18 protein-coding genes are annotated in these 17,687 nt (G+C 60.1%); 2 read left to right on the forward strand and 16 right to left on the reverse strand.

From position 1 onward, the window contains the following. Window positions 1-839 (forward strand): Cof-type HAD-IIB family hydrolase (locus ACQQ92_RS05675; protein WP_427796002.1); only part of this gene is annotated, 839 nt, incomplete at its 5' end. A 118-nt stretch (window positions 840-957) separates the two neighbouring features. Here the strand turns inward: ACQQ92_RS05675 and ACQQ92_RS05680 are convergent. From ACQQ92_RS05680 to ACQQ92_RS05695, 4 genes are all read right to left on the reverse strand, one after another. Then, a complete protein-coding gene (locus tag ACQQ92_RS05680) occupies window positions 958-1,752 on the reverse strand; it encodes a Cof-type HAD-IIB family hydrolase (RefSeq protein ID WP_118098921.1) in 795 nt (264 codons plus the stop codon). Between the two features lie 205 nt (window positions 1,753-1,957). Beyond that, the gene (locus tag ACQQ92_RS05685; RefSeq protein ID WP_427796003.1) at window positions 1,958-3,778 is read right to left on the reverse strand and encodes an adenine deaminase; all 1,821 of its coding nucleotides are present in this window, start codon (window positions 3,776-3,778) and stop codon (window positions 1,958-1,960) included. Between the two features lie 403 nt (window positions 3,779-4,181). Continuing rightward, window positions 4,182-5,393 (reverse strand): tyrosine--tRNA ligase, encoded by a 1,212-nt coding sequence (gene tyrS, locus ACQQ92_RS05690; protein WP_117769435.1) that lies wholly within the window; start codon window positions 5,391-5,393, stop codon window positions 4,182-4,184. A 96-nt stretch (window positions 5,394-5,489) separates the two neighbouring features. Beyond that, entirely contained in the window at window positions 5,490-7,448 is a 1,959-nt protein-coding gene (locus ACQQ92_RS05695; RefSeq protein ID WP_427796004.1) for a U32 family peptidase, read from the reverse strand. Window positions 7,449-7,608: 160 nt separating this feature from the next. Between ACQQ92_RS05695 and ACQQ92_RS05700 the strand changes: the two genes are divergently transcribed. Further along, complete coding sequence (locus ACQQ92_RS05700; RefSeq protein WP_427793375.1) at window positions 7,609-9,789, forward strand: transglycosylase domain-containing protein; 2,181 nt, start codon at window positions 7,609-7,611, stop codon at window positions 9,787-9,789. Between the two features lie 172 nt (window positions 9,790-9,961). On the opposite strand, the gene ACQQ92_RS05705 is transcribed toward ACQQ92_RS05700, so the two are convergent. From ACQQ92_RS05705 to ACQQ92_RS05760, 12 genes are all read right to left on the reverse strand, one after another. Beyond that, the gene (locus ACQQ92_RS05705) at window positions 9,962-10,399 is read right to left on the reverse strand and encodes an arginine repressor (protein WP_154516043.1); all 438 of its coding nucleotides are present in this window, start codon (window positions 10,397-10,399) and stop codon (window positions 9,962-9,964) included. Between the two features lie 132 nt (window positions 10,400-10,531). Beyond that, the gene (locus tag ACQQ92_RS05710) at window positions 10,532-11,692 is read right to left on the reverse strand and encodes a glycosyltransferase (RefSeq protein ID WP_427796005.1); all 1,161 of its coding nucleotides are present in this window, start codon (window positions 11,690-11,692) and stop codon (window positions 10,532-10,534) included. A 35-nt stretch (window positions 11,693-11,727) separates the two neighbouring features. Next, window positions 11,728-12,552: a tRNA pseudouridine(38-40) synthase TruA gene (gene truA / locus ACQQ92_RS05715; RefSeq protein ID WP_427747848.1), complete on the reverse strand. Its 825-nt coding sequence runs from the start codon at window positions 12,550-12,552 to the stop codon at window positions 11,728-11,730. Between the two features lie 92 nt (window positions 12,553-12,644). After that, window positions 12,645-13,127 carry a 50S ribosomal protein L17 gene (gene rplQ, locus ACQQ92_RS05720; RefSeq protein ID WP_427727167.1) on the reverse strand — a complete coding sequence of 161 codons (483 nt, stop codon included), beginning with the start codon at window positions 13,125-13,127 and terminating at the stop codon, window positions 12,645-12,647. 30 nt (window positions 13,128-13,157) lie between these two features. Further along, on the reverse strand, window positions 13,158-14,099 hold the full coding sequence (locus tag ACQQ92_RS05725) for a DNA-directed RNA polymerase subunit alpha (protein ID WP_154516055.1): 942 nt from the start codon (window positions 14,097-14,099) through the stop codon (window positions 13,158-13,160). A gap of 32 nt (window positions 14,100-14,131) precedes the next feature. Beyond that, window positions 14,132-14,728, reverse strand: a complete 597-nt coding sequence (gene rpsD / locus ACQQ92_RS05730; protein ID WP_006235275.1) for a 30S ribosomal protein S4 — start codon at window positions 14,726-14,728, stop codon at window positions 14,132-14,134. 19 nt (window positions 14,729-14,747) lie between these two features. Beyond that, window positions 14,748-15,152: a 30S ribosomal protein S11 gene (gene rpsK / locus ACQQ92_RS05735; protein ID WP_006235274.1), complete on the reverse strand. Its 405-nt coding sequence runs from the start codon at window positions 15,150-15,152 to the stop codon at window positions 14,748-14,750. Between the two features lie 14 nt (window positions 15,153-15,166). Continuing rightward, complete coding sequence (rpsM, locus tag ACQQ92_RS05740; protein ID WP_154516058.1) at window positions 15,167-15,541, reverse strand: 30S ribosomal protein S13; 375 nt, start codon at window positions 15,539-15,541, stop codon at window positions 15,167-15,169. Window positions 15,542-15,555: 14 nt separating this feature from the next. Next, window positions 15,556-15,669: a 50S ribosomal protein L36 gene (gene rpmJ / locus ACQQ92_RS05745; RefSeq protein ID WP_006363204.1), complete on the reverse strand. Its 114-nt coding sequence runs from the start codon at window positions 15,667-15,669 to the stop codon at window positions 15,556-15,558. Between the two features lie 150 nt (window positions 15,670-15,819). After that, window positions 15,820-16,038 (reverse strand): translation initiation factor IF-1, encoded by a 219-nt coding sequence (gene infA / locus ACQQ92_RS05750; RefSeq protein ID WP_035137443.1) that lies wholly within the window; start codon window positions 16,036-16,038, stop codon window positions 15,820-15,822. A 232-nt stretch (window positions 16,039-16,270) separates the two neighbouring features. After that, the gene (map, locus tag ACQQ92_RS05755) at window positions 16,271-17,059 is read right to left on the reverse strand and encodes a type I methionyl aminopeptidase (RefSeq protein WP_329738298.1); all 789 of its coding nucleotides are present in this window, start codon (window positions 17,057-17,059) and stop codon (window positions 16,271-16,273) included. Further along, window positions 17,056-17,682, reverse strand: coding sequence for an adenylate kinase (locus tag ACQQ92_RS05760; RefSeq protein ID WP_347486596.1), 627 nt, complete (start codon window positions 17,680-17,682; stop codon window positions 17,056-17,058). Before ACQQ92_RS05760 ends, map begins: the two co-directional genes overlap by 4 nt. Between the last annotated feature and the right edge of the window lie 5 nt (window positions 17,683-17,687).

Below are 17,687 nucleotides of genomic sequence, written 5' to 3' on the forward strand. Positions count from 1 at the left end.
TTGTTTTTTCCGATATGGATGGAACACTGTTGACGAGTGACAAGCAGATGAGCGACGCCACCTGGACGATGCTCGACGAGCTCGCACGTCGCGGCATTGAGTTTGTACCGTGCACGGGGCGTCCGCTGTCGGGCGTCTTTGAGGCCATCCTCGCCCATCCTGCCGTGCACTACGCAGTCTGCGCCAATGGCGCTAGCGTCTGGCAGCTCGACGAGGATGTGCCCACCGATGCCTCACGCGCCACGCGCATATTGAGCCGACCGCTCGACCGCGCCATCGCCCACCGCGTCCATAGCATTGCCGCCGGCCACGATGTGACCTTCGATATCTTCGCGGACGGGCGGTGCTTCCTCCCCCGCTCGCTCTACACGCGCCTGGACGAATTCTGCGGCGGAGATCCTCACATCGCGGCTTCGCTCAAGCGCACGCGAACGCCGATCGACATGGATATCGACAGCAAAATCGACGAGGTCGAGGTGCTCGAACGCATCGCCATGTACTGGCACGACTCAGCCGACCGCGATGCTATCGTGGCGGCGCTCGACACACTCGAAGGCATTGAGGTCACGCGTTCGTACGCCATGAATATCGAGGTCATGGGCGGGGGCGCCACCAAGGGAACGGCATTGGCTTGGCTATGTGGACATCTGGGCGAGCCTCTCGCCGACGCCTGGGCGTTCGGCGACAACATCAACGACATCCCCATGCTGCAGGCAGCGGGCCACGGTACGGCGATGATCAATGCCGAGCCCGAGGACCGCGAAGCCGCCGGCGCCATCACCGAATACGACAACGACCACGACGGCGTCGCCCGCGCCGTCATGGCCGCCCTCGCCTAGCAGCAGCAACCCGGCAGGGTAGCTAATTTGGGACGGGGCTTTTTTAGCTACCCTGGTCACAGTAGTCGTTGGGGGCACTCTTCGCGGGGCGCTGCAAGGACTGTCCCCATCTGCCGAATTAGGCGAGACTCTCCAGCACGCGACGGAGCTCCTGCTGGACGGCGTGGTCGCGGTTGCACCCCACCACGCGATCGGCGACTGCCTTGAGCGCGGGGCGCGCGTTTTCCATCGCGCAGCCCGTGCCGACAAAGCGAATGATCTCGTAGTCGTTCATCGAGTCGCCAAATGCCATGATCTCATCGCGCCCAATGCCGTAATGCTCCGCGAGCTGCGCGATGCCAGAGGCCTTCGACACGCCGGGCTGCATGGCATCGATCCACGCGTTGCCCGAAGGCGCAAAGGTAAAGAACTGGCCGAGCTCGCGCTGCAGTACGTAAGCGCTGTCCATAACGGCACCATCATCGCAAAAGATACTCGCCTTGATGATATTTACGCTGGGATCGGGCAGCTCCCAAATGCGCTCGGCATTGGGAAGGTCCTTATCCACCTCGCGCACGAACTTACTCTCGTCATCGAGCAAGAAGGACTTGGTTCGGTCAAAGAGTGCAAGATGCAGATTGGGAAACGTCGCGACGGCCTGGGCTAGCTTTCGAATCGCCAGGTGCGAATACACCTCACGGCCTACCATTTTGCCGTCGGCGTAGACCTGGGCACCGTTAGCTGCGACAAAGTCCATTTTGTCGCGAACGGGCGCAAAGAACTCGCACAGGCGATCGTAGCGGCGGCCTGACGACGCGGCAAAATGCACGCCATGCTCGCGTAGTGCCAGGATCAGTTCGTAGGTCTCGGGAGGCACCTGGCCATTTTCGTCAAGCAGTGTGCCGTCCATATCGGATGCAATCAGCTTAAACATAGAAAAGCTCCCTTCGGGCTTGCTGGAATCGAACGTGTATCCGATTCCAACGTACCCAAAGGGAGCTCAAATAAGACCCCGCAGTCATAAACGTTACATAGACCTGGCAAATAGCTCACGCGCACCAGAGAGCCCACGGTCGCGGCGTCAGGCGACACGCCAAAGAGTGTCCCCAGCGACTAGTCGTTTAAGAACGTCCCGATGATTAGTCGGCGTAGGTGAAGGTCGTGACGTCGAACATGCCCTCGGGGCGGATGCGGAGCGTCGGGATGACCGGCAGGGGCAGGAAGATGATGCCCATGATGGGGTCGAGCGGCGGCTCAATACCCATGGCGCGCGCCTTGACCATAAAGTCGTCGTGCTGCGCTGCGACATCCTCGGCCGTGCCCTCGCTCATCAGGCCACCGAGCGCCAGCGGAATGCGCGCCACGACCTCGCCGTTGCGCACCAGCACGTGACCGCCCTGGCCCACGGCCTCAACAGCAGCCATCATATCGGCGGCGTTGTCGCCCACCACGCACACGTTGTGCGAGTCGTGGCCGATCGTGGAGGCAATGGCACCACCGGTGATGGTGAAACCGCGCACCCAGCCGCGACCGATATGCTTGCCGACCAGGCCCAGGCCAGCGGGGCCGTCGCCGTCGACGCCCTCGGCTTGCAGCGACACGCCGCGGCCATGGCGCTCAATCAGCATAATGCGGCGCAGGCCCTCGGCGCTCTCGGGGCGAGCCATACCCGTGGTGGCCTTACCCGGCACCACGTCAATCACAGCCTCGCCCGGCTTAAAGGCATAGTCGAACACGTCGAGCGAAAGCTTCGGCAGCTTAACAGAGGCGCGCAGCTCGTCGGCAAGGGCTGCAACCTCAGCCATCTCGGGTGCGATCTCGCCCACAAAGGTGCCATCCTGCGCCACCAGAGCACCGGCGGCATATACGCGATGCGGGGCCGTGGCAAACGTCAGATCGTTGAGCACCAGCAGGTCGGCACGCTTGCCCGGAGCGATGGCGCCGCGGAGCTCATGCGGATCGCGGCAACCGTGGTCCAGGCCAAAGGCCTCGGCCGTGGAAAGGGACGCCATGGAGATGGCGACCACCGGGTCGATGCCGGCCTCGATGGCCACGCGGCAGGCGTTGTCGATCATGCCGGTCGAAAGCGCGTCGGAGGGAGCGCGGTCGTCGGTCGCAAAGCAGCAGCGGCGAGCACGGGCGGGGTTTTCCAGCAGCATAGGCGACAGGTTGGCAAGGTCATGGCTGCAGGTGCCCTCGCGCAGCATGACATACATGCCGCGGGATAGCTTGTCGAGCGCTTCCTCGGGAATCGTCGACTCGTGGTCGGCGATAATACCCGCCGCGGCATAGGCGTTGAGATCCTTGCCGGCAACAAGCGGAGCATGACCGTCAACCTGCTTGGACGGCGTCTGGTTGGCAGCATCGATGCGAGCGCAGGTCTCGGGGTCGGCCATAAAGACACCCGGCAGGTTCATCATTTCGCCCAAACCAAAGACGTCGCCCGGATGCTCGGCAAAAAACGCCTGCATATCGGCAGCAGTGATGACGGCACCGGCCTGTTCGTCGGGCAGTGCGGGCACGCACGAAGGCATCATGTACTTGATGGAGATGGGCGCGCGACAACCGTCCTCAATCATAAAGCGCAGGCCGTCTAGGCCGGAAACGTTAGCGATCTCGTGGCTGTCGGCAATAGCGGTGGTGGTGCCACGCGTCGCCGCCATGCGCGCATACTCGGCAGGGCGGATGTTCGAAGACTCGATATGCAAGTGTCCGTCAATAAAACCGGGTGCGAGATAGCGACCCTGACAGTCGATGACCTCAGCTGCCTCGTACGTACCAGCAGCGTCATCTCGACCATCGTAGAGAACACCGACGATCACGCCGTCCTTGACGGCGACGCTACCGGGCGCCACGCGCTGACCGTACACATCGACGATCTGTGCGTTGGCAAACAGCGTGTCGACGGGCACGCGGCCCTCGGCGGCATCGATCACAGACCTCATGACCTCAACGGACATACATACTCCTTTAACCGTAGAAAAAAAGCTGCGGAGCGGACAGACCTTCACCGCAGCAAGCCAATAGCCATTGTATGCCCAAACGATGGGCCAGCAATACGCCCCTCTGCTTAACGGCACACACCACTTGGCGCAATGGGGACAGGCTGCTTTGCACCAAAAAGAAACGTCCCTAAGTGCCGACCGGGACAACGCCGTAGGTGGAGGACGGACAGCGAGCGGACTCCAGAGCGAACAAATTGACATGAAAAGAGGACGGCATAGACCTTCTGGTCATGCCGTCCTCTTTGAATGACAAGTTGTCGCTCTGGTGCCCGCGCAGCGTCGACCGGTCCGCCGTTCGTTAGAACGGCGGAACTGAGGGCAGCGTCGAGCTGTTACGCGGTTTGGTAAAACCGCGTAACTAAATCAACTTAAAGCCCTTGCGCTTGCCCACGGAGAGGGTGTCGCCCAGCTTGAGGGCACTGGGGTCGATGTTGTAGCTCTTGGGAGCCACGGCCTTACCGTTGATCTTGACACCGCCGCCATCGATGTCGCGACGAGCCTGGCCGGCGCTGGCCGAAAGACCCAGGTCCTTGAGCAGGCCGGCAAGGTAAATCTGGCCCTCGTCGTTTACAGTCAGTTCAACATGCTTCTCGGGGAAGTCGGCGAGCTGGCCCTCCTTGAACACGCGGTCGAACTCGGCCTGAGCCTCGTCGCCGGCACCGGCGCCGTGGTAGGTGTCGCACAGGTCGCGGCCCAGAGCGCGCTTGAGCTCATAGGGATCGGCAGAGCCATCGGCCAGGGCAGCGTCGATCTTGTCGACCTCGGCCGGGGTGAGCGAGCTCGCCAGGCGGTAGTACTTGCCGATCATCTCGTCGGGGATGGACATGGTCTTGCCGAACATATCCTTGGGCGCGTCGGTCAGACCGATGTAGTTGCCATAGGACTTGGACATCTTACGGACGCCATCGGTGCCCTCGAGCAGCGGCATGGTGAGCGCGATCTGCGGCTCCATGCCCATCTTCTCCATGAGCTCACGGCCGGCGAGCAGGTTGAAAAGCTGGTCGGTGCCGCCCATCTCCACGTCAGCCTTGATCATGACCGAATCGTATGCCTGCATCACGGGATACAGGAACTCGTGCAGGGCGATCGGCGTCTGGGACTGATAGCGCTTGGTAAAGTCATCGCGCTCAAGAATGCGGGCGACGGTGAACTTGGAGCACACCTGCAGCAGACCGGCCAGGTCCATCGACAAGATCCAGTCGCCGTTGTGCACGATGGTGGTCTTCTCGGGGTCCAAGATCTTCATGGCCTGGCTCACGTAAGTCTCGGCGTTGGCCTCGATCTGCTCCTGAGAAAGCTGCGGGCGGGTGGAGTTCTTGCCCGAAGGATCGCCGATCAGCGCGGTACCGTTGCCGATGATCAGGGTGACGTTATGGCCCAGGTCCTGGAACTGGCGCATCTTGCGCAGGGGCACGGCGTGGCCCAGGTGCAGGTCGGGGCTGGTGGGATCGACGCCGAGCTTGATGTTGAGGGGCTCACCCTTCTCAAGCTTCTTACGAAGGTCGGCCTCGGGGACGATCTTCGCGGCGCCCGAGGTGATGATACGCATTTGCTCGTCAACAGACAGCATTGGGTATCCTCCTTTTGCTATAGCACCCTCGCCGAAAACGGCGGTGCTGGAAGTCCATAAACTCTCATATGATAACAAACTGACGCGACGCGGCACCTACGACAGGAAAATCCTCGTCCTGCCGCATGCGTCGATGGCAACTGGCAGACGTGTACCGTCACGATCGACCAGATAGCGCGTCTGCCGGCGACGCAAGCAGTCGCGGCAACAGGCCTGTCCCGTCGCATCGGTGGCACAGATGCCCTCGGCGGTCAGCAGGCAGTGCTCGCACACCATGAGCTCGGGACGATCGGTATCGACGGGGCCCAGGACGCCAGGACAGGCGGCAAGCTCGGCAACGCGTTTCGCATCGTGAGCGACAAGTTCGGCAGGCAAAAACACGCGCTGCGCCCCAAGCCCCCGCAACCAGGCGAGCGTTGCCCGGTTCGCACAGAACACCGGCGCTGCCACGTCAAAGACGACGCGCAGTTCGCGAGCTATCGCCACTTGTCCCAGATTACGACAGACGATGCGGCCGGCGCGCTGCATGAGCGACCGAGTACGCTCGATATCGCCCACACGGCAGACCTCGTCGAGCACAACAGTCGCATCGGACAAGTCGAGCTCTTCGTTCGGGTCCTGGTCCATCAGCTGCCAGGCAAAGACCAAGCGAGCGGCGACAGACTCTGCAGGTTCTTCCGGCTGCGTTCCGCTATCCATCAGAACGCCCGCAAACGGCAGCGTCTCGACAGCGCGTTTCGCAAGCACGACCGCATCGGCCTCGGCCCGCATGCGCTCCAGTGCCGCCGCCGTTTGCTCAAGCACACCAGCGCTGCGAATCAGATACACTTCGCAGCCTGCGTCGACCTTGCGCTTGCAATGGACAACGATGCGCTCCCCCGCCTCGGCATCCACCGGGCAGGGAACTTGCGGCCAGCGTTTAGGTACATCGGGACGCGCGTCGGCGCCCGGGTAAAACCTGATCTCGAGCGTATCGCCCGCCGCCACGGCGGCATCGAGCTCGACGGTCACTTCCTCGTGTCCCACGGCAACCAAACGGCCCACACGCACGCCCTGGTTGATCGCGCGTTCAAAACTCATAAGCTCCGCGCCCGAGCGGCCTCGCAGATACGCGTCGGTAAACCCGCGGTTAAACGACCTTCCCAGCTCACGTTCGAGCGCCCGCACGGCATCGGGATCCCACGCGCCATCACGCAGCATATCGAGCGCCCGGCGCCACGCCCGCACCACGTTGTAGACGTAGTCGGGGTTCTTCATACGCCCCTCGATCTTGAGCGACGCCACCCCGGCAGCAACAAGCTCGGGTAAATGAGCAATGCCCAGATAGTCACGCGGGCAGAGCAGACGATCGCCTTCGACGGCAACGACGCTCTCCCCAGCCTCATCCACCAAATCGTATGCCAGGCGGCACGGCTGCGTGCAGTCGCCACGCATCGCCGACCGTCCGCGCCGCAGGGCCGAAAACTCGCACGCGCCCGAATAGCCAATGCATATGGCGCCATGGCAGAACACCTCGATGGGCACACCGGTAGCGCAGAGCGTCGCAATCTCTGCCACGGTCAGCTCGCGCGCCGTCGTCACGCGCTCGACCCCCAGCTCGTCAGCCGCCAAACGCACGGCCCCCTTGCTATGGACGCCCGCTTGGGTGGACAGATGAATCTCGACCCCCGGAATTGCCGCATGCAGCGCGCGGGCTAGGCCCGCATCTGCCACGATCAGTGCATCGGCGCCCAGCGCATGCGCATGTGCCCCCAGTGCCACGGCTTCGGACAGCTCGTCGTCGAACACGAATACGTTGAGCGTCACGTACACGCGCACACCATGGGCGTGCGCCACGGCACACCCGCGCGCAAATTCGTCATCACTAAACCCGTGCGCACTCACGCGGGCGTTAAATCCGCTCAACCCGGCATAAATGGCATCGGCACCTGCCGCGATCGCGGCGAGCATCTGATTGAGCCCGCCAGCCGGAGCCAACAGCTCGGGCAGTGCCAGACCCGATGTTGGCGTCCCATTCCCGCATTGTCTGCTAGGCTCAGTCGCCCAAATCGCCATCGGCAAACTCCTTACCAAGGTATGCAATCGCTCTGTTAATTGCCGTCAACCAGCATACACGAGGCTTCGCGCGGCTCGATTGGTTTATCGTGTAATAACTTATGTCCATCCTGCCCGACGCACACCCGCCGCCTGGCACGACATACTTGGAGGTCAACATATGGGTCCTCGCCAACGACAGGGACACGGTCGCTCTAAGACGCACGCTCTGCCCGTCATCCTGCTTTCGCTTTTGGGCTTTTTGCTCATCGCGGGCATAGCATTTGGCATCGGTATGATCGGCAACGTCAACCGCTGGCTGTCCGACCTGCCCGACTACACCGACGCCAACGCCTATCTGGTCAGCGAGCCCACCGAGATTGTTGACTGCAACGGCAACAAGATCGCCAGCTTCTATACCCAAAACCGCAAGTCCATCACCAAGGACCAGGTCTCTCCGTACGTCCTGCAGGGCACGATCGACGTCGAGGACGAGCGTTTCTACGAGCACGGCGGCATCGACCTCTTGGGCATCGCGCGTGCCTCGGTGGCAACCCTTGCCGGCGGCCACGAAGGAGCCTCGACCATCACCCAGCAGCTGGTGCGCAACACCATCCTGCAGGAGGAGCAGTTCGACTCGACCATCGAGCGTAAGGTGCGCGAGGCCTATATCGCCATCAAGATGGAGGACATGTACTCCAAAGACGAGATCCTCATGATGTACCTCAACACCATTTACTATGGCCACGGCGCCTATGGCATCGAGGCCGCCGCCGAGACCTACCTCTCCAAGAGTGCTTCCGACCTCACCCTGAGCGAGGCCGCGCTGCTCATCGGTCTGCCCAACTCGCCCTCACAGTACGACCCCACGGTCAATCCCGACCTGGCGCTTTCCCGCCGCAATAAGGTGCTCGACAACATGCTGCGCCTGGGCCACATCACGCAGGAAGAGCACGATGCCGCGCAGGCTGAGCCCATCACCCTCAACGTGACCGAGATCTCGGGCAGCGGTGTCGACGTATACTCACAGCCCTACTTTGTCTCCTACGTTAAGCAGCTGCTCGAGCAGGAGTTCTCCACCGACGTGCTCTTTAAGGGTGGCCTGACTGTTAAGACCACCATCGACCCCACCATGCAGCAGGTGGCCGAGGAGGCTGTGCGCGCCCAGCTCGACACGCTTTCGCTCGATGGCCTGGACATGGGCATGGTTGTCGTTGACCCCAAGACCGGCTACATCAAGTGCATGGTGGGCGGCTACGACTACAACGCCGACGAGAATCACGTGAACCACGCTACGGCAAAGCGCCCCGTGGGCTCCACGTTTAAGGCCTTTACGCTGGCAACTGCCATCCAAAACGGCATGAACCCCAACGTCATTCTCAACTGCAACTCGCCACTCAAGGCCAAGGGCACCACGACCGAGGTGCAAAACTATGGCAACCAGAGCTATGGCAACATCACGCTTAAGCAGGCAACGGCATACTCATCCAACACCGGCTATATTCAGGTGGCCGAAGCCATCGGCAATGACAAGATCATGTCGCTCGTCAAAAAGCTCGGCATCGATCCCGCCAAGGACAATATCGAGGACGTTCCCGTCATGACGCTCGGCACCGGGTCCATCTCACCGCTCGAGATGGCATCGGCCTACGCCGCTTTTGCCAACGGCGGCTATTATCGCCAGCCGATCGCCATCACCGAGATCGACTCGCGTACCGGCTCGGTTCTGTACCAGCACACCGACAATCCCACGCGGGTGCTCACCGAAGGTGAGGCTGCCGCGGTTACCGACGTTCTATCCGGCGTCATGCAGGGCAGCGGCACGGGTGCCGCCGGCGCGCTGAGCGTCAACCAGCCCTATGCCGGCAAGACGGGCACCACTGACAACACCACCAACCTGTGGTTCTGCGGCTACACGCCGCAACTGGCATGCGCCCTGTGGACCGGTTATTCCGCAGGCGAGATTCCCATCCAAAAGTACGGTTCGGACCTGCTGGGCGACAGCACCAACCTGCCCGTCTTTAAGAAGTTCATGAACACCGTTCTTGCGGGCGCCGAGCGCGAGGAGTTCCCGACCGGAACGGCTCCCACGTACAAGAACAATAACGTCTGGAAGTTCTACGGCACAAACAACAAGAAGAAGGAAGAGGACGAGGATAAGGACGAAGACGAGGAAGAAGAGACGGAGACCACCGGCGGGAGCGGCAACGAGGGCGGCAACACCGGCGGCGAAGGCGATGGCGGCAGTACCACCCCTACTCCCGACCCCAGCCCCAGCCCCGATCCCAGCCCCAGCCCCGACCCTGGCCCGACCCCCGATCCCAGCCCTAGCCCGACCCCCGATCCCTCCACAGGTCAGTAGATAGCAAAGCGCCCGAGCAGCTCAAATGCTCGGGCGCTTTTTGCTGGGACATACATGGCATATCGCGCGCAATCGAGATGCCACGATAGCACCGTCACAAATAGGGCGTCGGCTCAAAACCGACGCCCCTGTATTTCCACCGTCTTAGCTGGCGTTGTATACGCGCGTAAAGCTATTTACGCGCGGCGCTGAGCTTGTTAATCAGCGCTTCGAGGCGTTCGCCATCCTCGGCAGTCTGAGCGATAACCAAAATCGTGTCATTGCCGGCAAGCGATCCGAGCACATCGGGCAGCTCGGCCGCATCGACAGCCGCGGCAATGCCCGAGGCGGTGCCGGGCTGAGCCTTAATCATAACCAGGTTGTCGGTGCGCAACACACCGGTAACCAGCTCGGAGACCATGCGCTGCAGGTGCAGGTCCTCAGCCAGAACATAGATGCCCTCGGGCAGTTTGCGCAGCCCCATATCGGCGATGTCACGCGAAACCGTCGCCTGCGTGCAATCAAAGCCCATGGCGCGGAGTTCGTCCACCAGCACGCGCTGCGTACGCACGTCTTTATTGCGCACGATATCTCTGATGGCATCCTGGCGCCCGTTGCGTTTTTTAGCCATATAAAACCTCACTCCATAGATGGCGAAGACAATCTATCAGTGATTGAATAGTTTAGCGCTATTTGAGGCTATTTGTGAATAAGAACGCATTTCGAAACAATTCTATGCAAATTATTTGCGAATATGACACAGCTAGGCTATCCTTGCGCCCGTTCTGTTCAAAAAAGCAGCCAGATGCGCATACATAACGCAGCGCATAGGCTTAACGTTGGCAATCGGCCCAAACAAAAGCCCAAGGCCTCGGCGCTCTCCCTTAAGGGCCACCGCCATCTGGCGGGTCCGCACGTCGTTGAGCATATCACGCAATCGTGCCGTGCGCTCAATTGAAGACACCCCATGGGGGCTCAGGCACAAATTCTCGATACAAGCAACCAAGCGGCCATAGTAAAACCGTTGGCAGGCCAGCTTTAGATGGTTATCGTCATCTATTGCGTCAAATGGCACGCAAAGCTCTTCAAGCGCCTTGGCGTCGTCGGAAAGTCGCGAGAACATGGTGGGGTCGAATGAATCCGCAACCGATGGCGCGGCCGTATGGAAACAAGCTTCGGCGCACCCAAATACGCGTTCCGCATGCGAAAGGGCAGGCGCCAAAAAGGCGATCGCACGATACGACTCGGCATGCTGCAGAGACAACTCAAACAGGGAGCGTTCATACATCACGCCGGAATGTTGACAAACCAGACCGCTCTCGACCAGCTTGGCCAGGCCTAAAGCCCGGTTTCCATCGTCGGCAAGGGCAATGGATTGCGCGTCCAACATACGAGAATGGCGTTCCCGATGCGTATCGTAGCGATCGAGCGACACCGAGGGAAATACGATATCTGCCGAGGTCTCACAAGCGACATCGAGCATTGCCAAAAACGCGTGCGGCGCAAACCACTCATCGGCGCTCATTGCGATAATGTGGGCCCCGCGCGAAGCGGCAAAACCCTCGCGAAGGCAAGCTCCGCTCGACGGATCGTCAACGTCTATCAAATCGATGTGAATATCTCTGCCCGCGGCAACATCGAGCGAATGACGAACGCCCGGCGCAGCGTTGCGACATGCAACGACAATCTGCATATCGTAGAGGTCTTGGTTTTGGACGCTTTCGAGTGCGCGCATCGCGTAGCTGGGCGAACCCTCCACAACAAGGATCACCGAAAGTCGCGGAAGCGAGCCACGTCGAAGCAAGTTATCCATCCTCTCGACAGCAATAATCAACTGCCGTTCATGGTACACCCCGGCAATAAACGCAATGAGTCGCCTGATGCGCTGCACGCCAAGAACAGATGTTGCACACGGCTCGCCCACACGAGCAGCATACTTAGATGGCTCTCGCTTCTCCCCTATTCGAGCGCGACGAGCTCGCCGGGGTCATAATCTACGCCCATAAAGGTAAGGCCGCACGCCGGCGCCGTGGGACCCGCAGCAGTACGATCGCAAGCGTCAATCACCTCGCGCATCCACTCGGGATCGCGGCGATGCATGCCGATCTCGACGAGCGTTCCCACGATGGTGCGCACCATCGAATGCAAAAACGCATTGCCCTCGATGGTAAACGTGAGGATATCCTCGCCAAAGGCGACCTCGTGGCCAAACTCGGCACGCATCACGCAACGATGCGTTGGCTTGCCCACGGCAGAAGCGACCTTACAAAAGCTCTTAAAGTCCTGTTCGCCCAAAAGCGCTGGGCAGGCGGCAGCCATCGCATCCACGTCCAAAGGATAACGATGCCACCATACCGCACCACGCGATAGCACCGGACGCGCATCGCGATCGGCAATGCGGTAGGTATAGGTCCGAGAACGTGCGTCAAAACGCGCAGAAAAGCCCTTACGGGCCTTGTAGACCTCATTAACGGCGATATCTTTGGGCAGCAGCGCATCCATAGCTCGCAGCCACCTGCGGCGCGTTAAAGCGAGCTCTGCGTCCGTAACGGGCACGCTGATGTATTGGGCCACCGCATGCACCCCTGCATCGGTGCGCCCGGCACACGTCAAATCGACTGAGCGGCGCAAGAGCGTCTCTATGGCAAGACGCAGCTCTCCGGCAACCGTCGTCTGCCCTGGCTGCTCGGCAAATCCGCTATAGGACGAGCCGTCATAGGCAACACGAAACACCAACGTGGCATCGAGCTCTGGAGTCAAATTGAAATCAGACGGCGCGGTCATGGGCGCTCCCAACAAACAAACAACGATATCGCGACAAAAAAAGAGGGGTACGCGAACGTACCCCTCGAATATAGCCTATGCAGACGAATTGTCTACTCAGCGGTCTCCTCAGCAGGAGCCTCCTCGGCAGCGGTCTCCTCGACAGCCTCGACCTTCTTGGGAGCAGCGGCCTTCTTGGGGGCCGGAGCAGCCTTCTTGGCCTTGGGCGTGCAAGGCTCGGTGACGAGCTCCATGATAACGATGGGAGCGTTGTCGCCCTTACGGGTACCGAGCTTCATGATGCGGGTGTAACCGCCGTTGCGATCCTGCCACATGCCCTGAGCAGCCTTGTCGAAGATCTCGGCAACGAGCTGCTTATCGCCGAGCTTGGCGATAGCCAGACGACGAGAGTGCAGGTCGCCCTTCTTGGCCCAGGTGATGATCGGCTCGACAACCGAACGCAGCGCCTTAGCGCGGGTCTCGGTGGTCTTGATGCGGTCGTTCTCGAAGAGGGCCTTGGCCAGGCTCTTCTTCATGGCCTTGGTGTGGCTCGCATCGGTGCCGAGCTTCAGGCCCTTCTTAACGTTGTGACGCATGGTCTAGTTTCTCCTCAAATATGCGAAGCATTAAGCCTTCAGGCTCAGGCCCATGGACTCAAGCTTGTCCTTCACTTCCTCGATCGACTTAACACCGAAGTTGCGGATGTTCAGAAGATCGTTCTCCGAGAACTCAACGAGCTGACGGACCGAGTGAATGCTGGCACGCTTAAGGCAGTTGTAGGAACGGACAGAAAGGTCCAGATCCTCGATCTGCTTGTCCAGCTCGGCGTTGTCGTTGGTGACCTCGGGAGCGAAGATCGAAACCTCCTCCTCGACCTCGGGGGTCTCGGCAAGGTTCATAAAGGCAGCCATATGCTGGTTGATGATATTGGCAGCCTGGACCACGGCGTCGCGCGGGGCGATGGAGCCGTTGGTCTCGATCTCGAGGACAAGGCGGTCGTAGTCGGTGTGCTGACCGACACGGCAAGCCTCAACGAGCTTGGCGCAACGGGATACCGGCGAGTACAGCGAGTCGACGTGGATCACACCGATGGGATCGTTGTCGCGCTTGTTGGCCTCGCCAGAGACATAGCCGCGGCCATAGCCGATGCGCATGCTCATGGTGAGATGGCCACCCTCGGTGAGCGTAGCGATGTGCTGCTCGGGGTTGACCAACTCAAACTCGGACGGAATAAAGAAGTCCGCACCGGTGACCTCGCAGGGGCCGTCAACCGAGATGGTGGCGGTCGCCTCGTCGGTCGTGCCGAGAGCCCTGAAGACAAGACCCTTGACATTCAGGACGATGTCAGTGACATCCTCGACCATGTTAGGGATGGTCATGAACTCGTGCTGCGCACCATCGATCTGAATAGCCTCGACGGCGGCACCCTCGAGCGAGGACAGAAGAACGCGACGCAGGGAGTTGCCCAGCGTATCACCGTAACCGCGCTCGAGCGGCTCGACGGAGACACGAGCAGACGTCTCGTTGATCTCTTCGACCTGAACCTGAGGCCTAATGAATTCTGACATGTATTACCTCCAGCCTCAGCAGCCCGGATGGACTACTTAGAGTAGAGCTCGACGATGAGCTGCTCGTTGATATCACCGCTGATCTGCTCACGCGTCGGCAGAGCGAGCACGTTACCAGACAGCTTCTCGATATCGACCTCAAGCCAGCCAGGGACCTCAAAGCGCTCGGAGGAAATCAGAGCCTCCTTGATGGGGAGGAGGTCACGGAACTTCTCGCCGACAGCGACGACGTCGCCGGCCTTGACGCGGTAGGACGGGATGTCCACGCGCTTGCCGTTCACGGTGAAGTGACCGTGGCGGACGGACTGACGAGCCTCTTTACGGGTGCGAGCGAAGCCAAGACGGAAAACAACGTTGTCGAGGCGAGACTCAAGGATGATCATGAGGTTCTCACCGGTGACGCCGTTCATCTTACGGGCCTTGTTGAAGTAGCCGTGGAACTGCTTCTCCAGAACGCCATAGATGAACTTGACCTTCTGCTTCTCGCGCAGCTGCATGCCGTACTCAGATTCCTTGCGACGGCGCTTGGGCTGACGGATAGATTCCTTCTTGCTGCTGTAACCGAGCTCAGCGGGATCGATCCCGAGCTGACGGCAGCGCTTAAGAACAGGAGTCCTGTCGATTGCCATATTGATACGATCCTTTCAGTTACACGCGGCGACGCTTCTTGGGGCGGCAGCCGTTGTGCGGGATGGGGGTCTTGTCCTGAATGCTCGAGACCTCGAGGCCAGCAGCCTGGAGGGAGCGGATGGCGGTCTCACGACCGGAGCCGGGGCCCTTGACGAAGACGGAAACCTTCTTCATACCGTGCTCCATGGCCTGCTTGGCAGCAGCCTCGGCAGCCATCTGGGCAGCGAACGGCGTGGACTTACGGGAGCCCTTGAAGCCCACCTGGCCAGCCGACTTCCAGGAAATGACGTTGCCCTGGGGATCGGTGATCGAAACGATCGTGTTATTGAACGTAGAACGGATGTGAGCCTGGCCCACGGAAATGTTCTTACGGTCCGCGCGCTTCAGACGGGCAGCGCGAACGTTCTTCTTAGCAGTAGCCATCTATCTAGCGCTCCTTATTTCTTCTTCTTAGCACCGATCTGACGCTTCGGGCCCTTGCGGGTACGAGCGTTAGTGTGGGTGCGCTGGCCGCGGACCGGGAGGCCCTTGCGGTGACGAAGGCCGCGGTTGCAGCCGATGTCCATAAGGCGCTTGACGTTCTGGTTGCGCTCACGGCGGAGGTCGCCCTCAACCATGATCTGGTTCTTGTCGATATACTCGCGGATGGCGTTAACCTCATCCTCGGTGAGGTCCTTAACGCGCGTATCCACGTTAACGTTGCACTCGACGCAAATCTTCGTCGCAGTGGTGCGGCCGATGCCGTAAATGTAGGTCAGACCGATCTCAACGCGCTTCTCACGCGGGAGGTCGACACCATTAATACGGGCCAACGTAGTCTCCTCTCTTAACCCTGACGCTGCTTATGACGGGGGTTCTCGCAAATGACGAGGACCTTGCCATGGCGCCTAATGATTTTGCACTTATCGCACATCTTCTTGACCGAAGGACGTACCTTCATCGTTCTTCCTTTCGGTAGCGCTCAAACTACTTCCCTACTATCTACTCGCCCAGCCGCAGGCGTTTAAAACTATGGCTGGTCTTCACACACAATCCGACCGTAGGTTGAGCTAAGCCTGCAGTCGGAAATAGAGTGCGTGTATGCGTGCCGCTATTTGTAGCGATAGGTGATGCGGCCGCGGGTCAGGTCGTACGGGGAAAGCTCCACGACAACCCTGTCACCGGGGAGAATACGGATGTAATTCATTCGAATCTTGCCAGAAATGTTGCACAGAACCGAATGACCGTTCTCGAGCTCGACCTTAAACATGGCATTAGGCAACGGTTCCTTTACCGTACCCTCGAGCTCAATTGCGTCTTCCTTCTTCACAAGCAATCATCTTTCTCTAGAAAACGACAGCGATTGAGTATTCTACAACACGTATACACGCATCGTAATAACTTCGTAATGGCTCCACAACTACGTGGAACTTGTTACATTTGAAATGTAAAACAAAGCCGTTCCCTGATGCCCAAGATCGCCTTGAAATGAGAAGGCATAGACCTTGGGGTCATGCCTTCGAAATTGAAAGGCGAGGTTGGGCATCAGGGGGCGGCGACTTTTACATTTCTCCGCCTTGGAGCGAACACCAGGATCCTTGCGCATCCGTGGTGAGAATCACCGGACCGTCATTGGTGATGGCGACGGTGTTCTCGTAGTGCGCGGCGGGCAGGTGGTCGTTGGTGGTGACGATCCAACCGTCGGAGCCCGTGCTCACATGGTTGGAACCCATCGTTACCATCGGCTCGATGGCAATGACCATACCGGCCTGGAGGCGAACGCCCCTCCCCTTCTTTCCATAGTTAGGAACGTTGGGGTCCTCGTGCATCACGCGGCCAATGCCATGACCCACATAGTCACGAAGCACGCCATAACCGTGAGACTCGGCGAGGGACTGGACGGCATAACCAACATCCCCGATATGGTTACCGGGAACAGCCTGCTCAATGGCAGCCTTAAGGCAATCGCGCGTAACCTCGCACAGGGCCTTGGCCTCGGGCGTAGGGGTGCCGACGAAAAACGTCCATGCGTTATCGCCAACCCAACCGTCGACAACGGCTCCCGTATCGATGGAGATGATATCGCCATCGCGCAGGATCATATCGGGGTTGGGAATACCGTGGACCACGGCATCGTTGATCGATGCGCAAATGGTCCCCGGGAACCCGCCGTAACCCTTAAAGGCCGGGGTGCCGCCATGCATGCGGATAATCTGCTCCGCGAGCTGATCGAGCTCAAAAGTCGAAACGCCGGGGCGCACCATGGCTCCAACGTGGCGGAGCGCCATCTTAGATAGCGCTCCTGCCTTCTTCATCTGCTCGATTTGCGTTGCAGACTTAATCTTAATCATAGACCGAGGGCCTCTTTGACATCCCCGTATACGGTCTCGCGAGCCTGGTCACCGTTGACCGACTTGAGCAGACCCTGGCCACGATAGTAATCGACAAGCGGGCTCGTGGACTTCTCGTAGACGTCGAGACGGTTCTTGATGGTCTCGGGCTTATCGTCGTCGCGCTGATACATCTCGCCGCCGCATTTGGGGCAGGTAACATCGGCAGCAGTGCCGGTGTAACCGCAGGCGCGGCAGGTGCGACGCGAAGACAGACGATCGATGATGACCTCGGGGGCCACGTCGACCAGAAGGGCACAGTCGATCTCGCGACCCATGGCGGAGAGCTCGGAATCGAGCGTCACAGCCTGGGCGGTGTTGCGCGGGAAGCCGTCGAGGATGAAGCCCTGCTGGGCGTCATCGGCGGCAAGGCGCTCCTTGACAAGGTCGATCACGAGCTGGTCGGGAACGAGCTCGCCAGCGTCCATGTACTTCTTAGCCTGAATACCAAGCTCGGTGCCACCCTTGACGGCAGCACGCAGCAGGTCGCCCGTGGAGATGTGGGCGACGCCAAACTCGGCGACGAGCTCCTGTGCAACGGTGCCCTTACCGGCACCCGGAGCTCCGAGCAATACGAGGTTCATGAGCA

This window comes from Collinsella sp. SGI.241 (genome assembly GCF_050312955.1).
GTDB lineage: Bacteria > Actinomycetota > Coriobacteriia > Coriobacteriales > Coriobacteriaceae > Collinsella.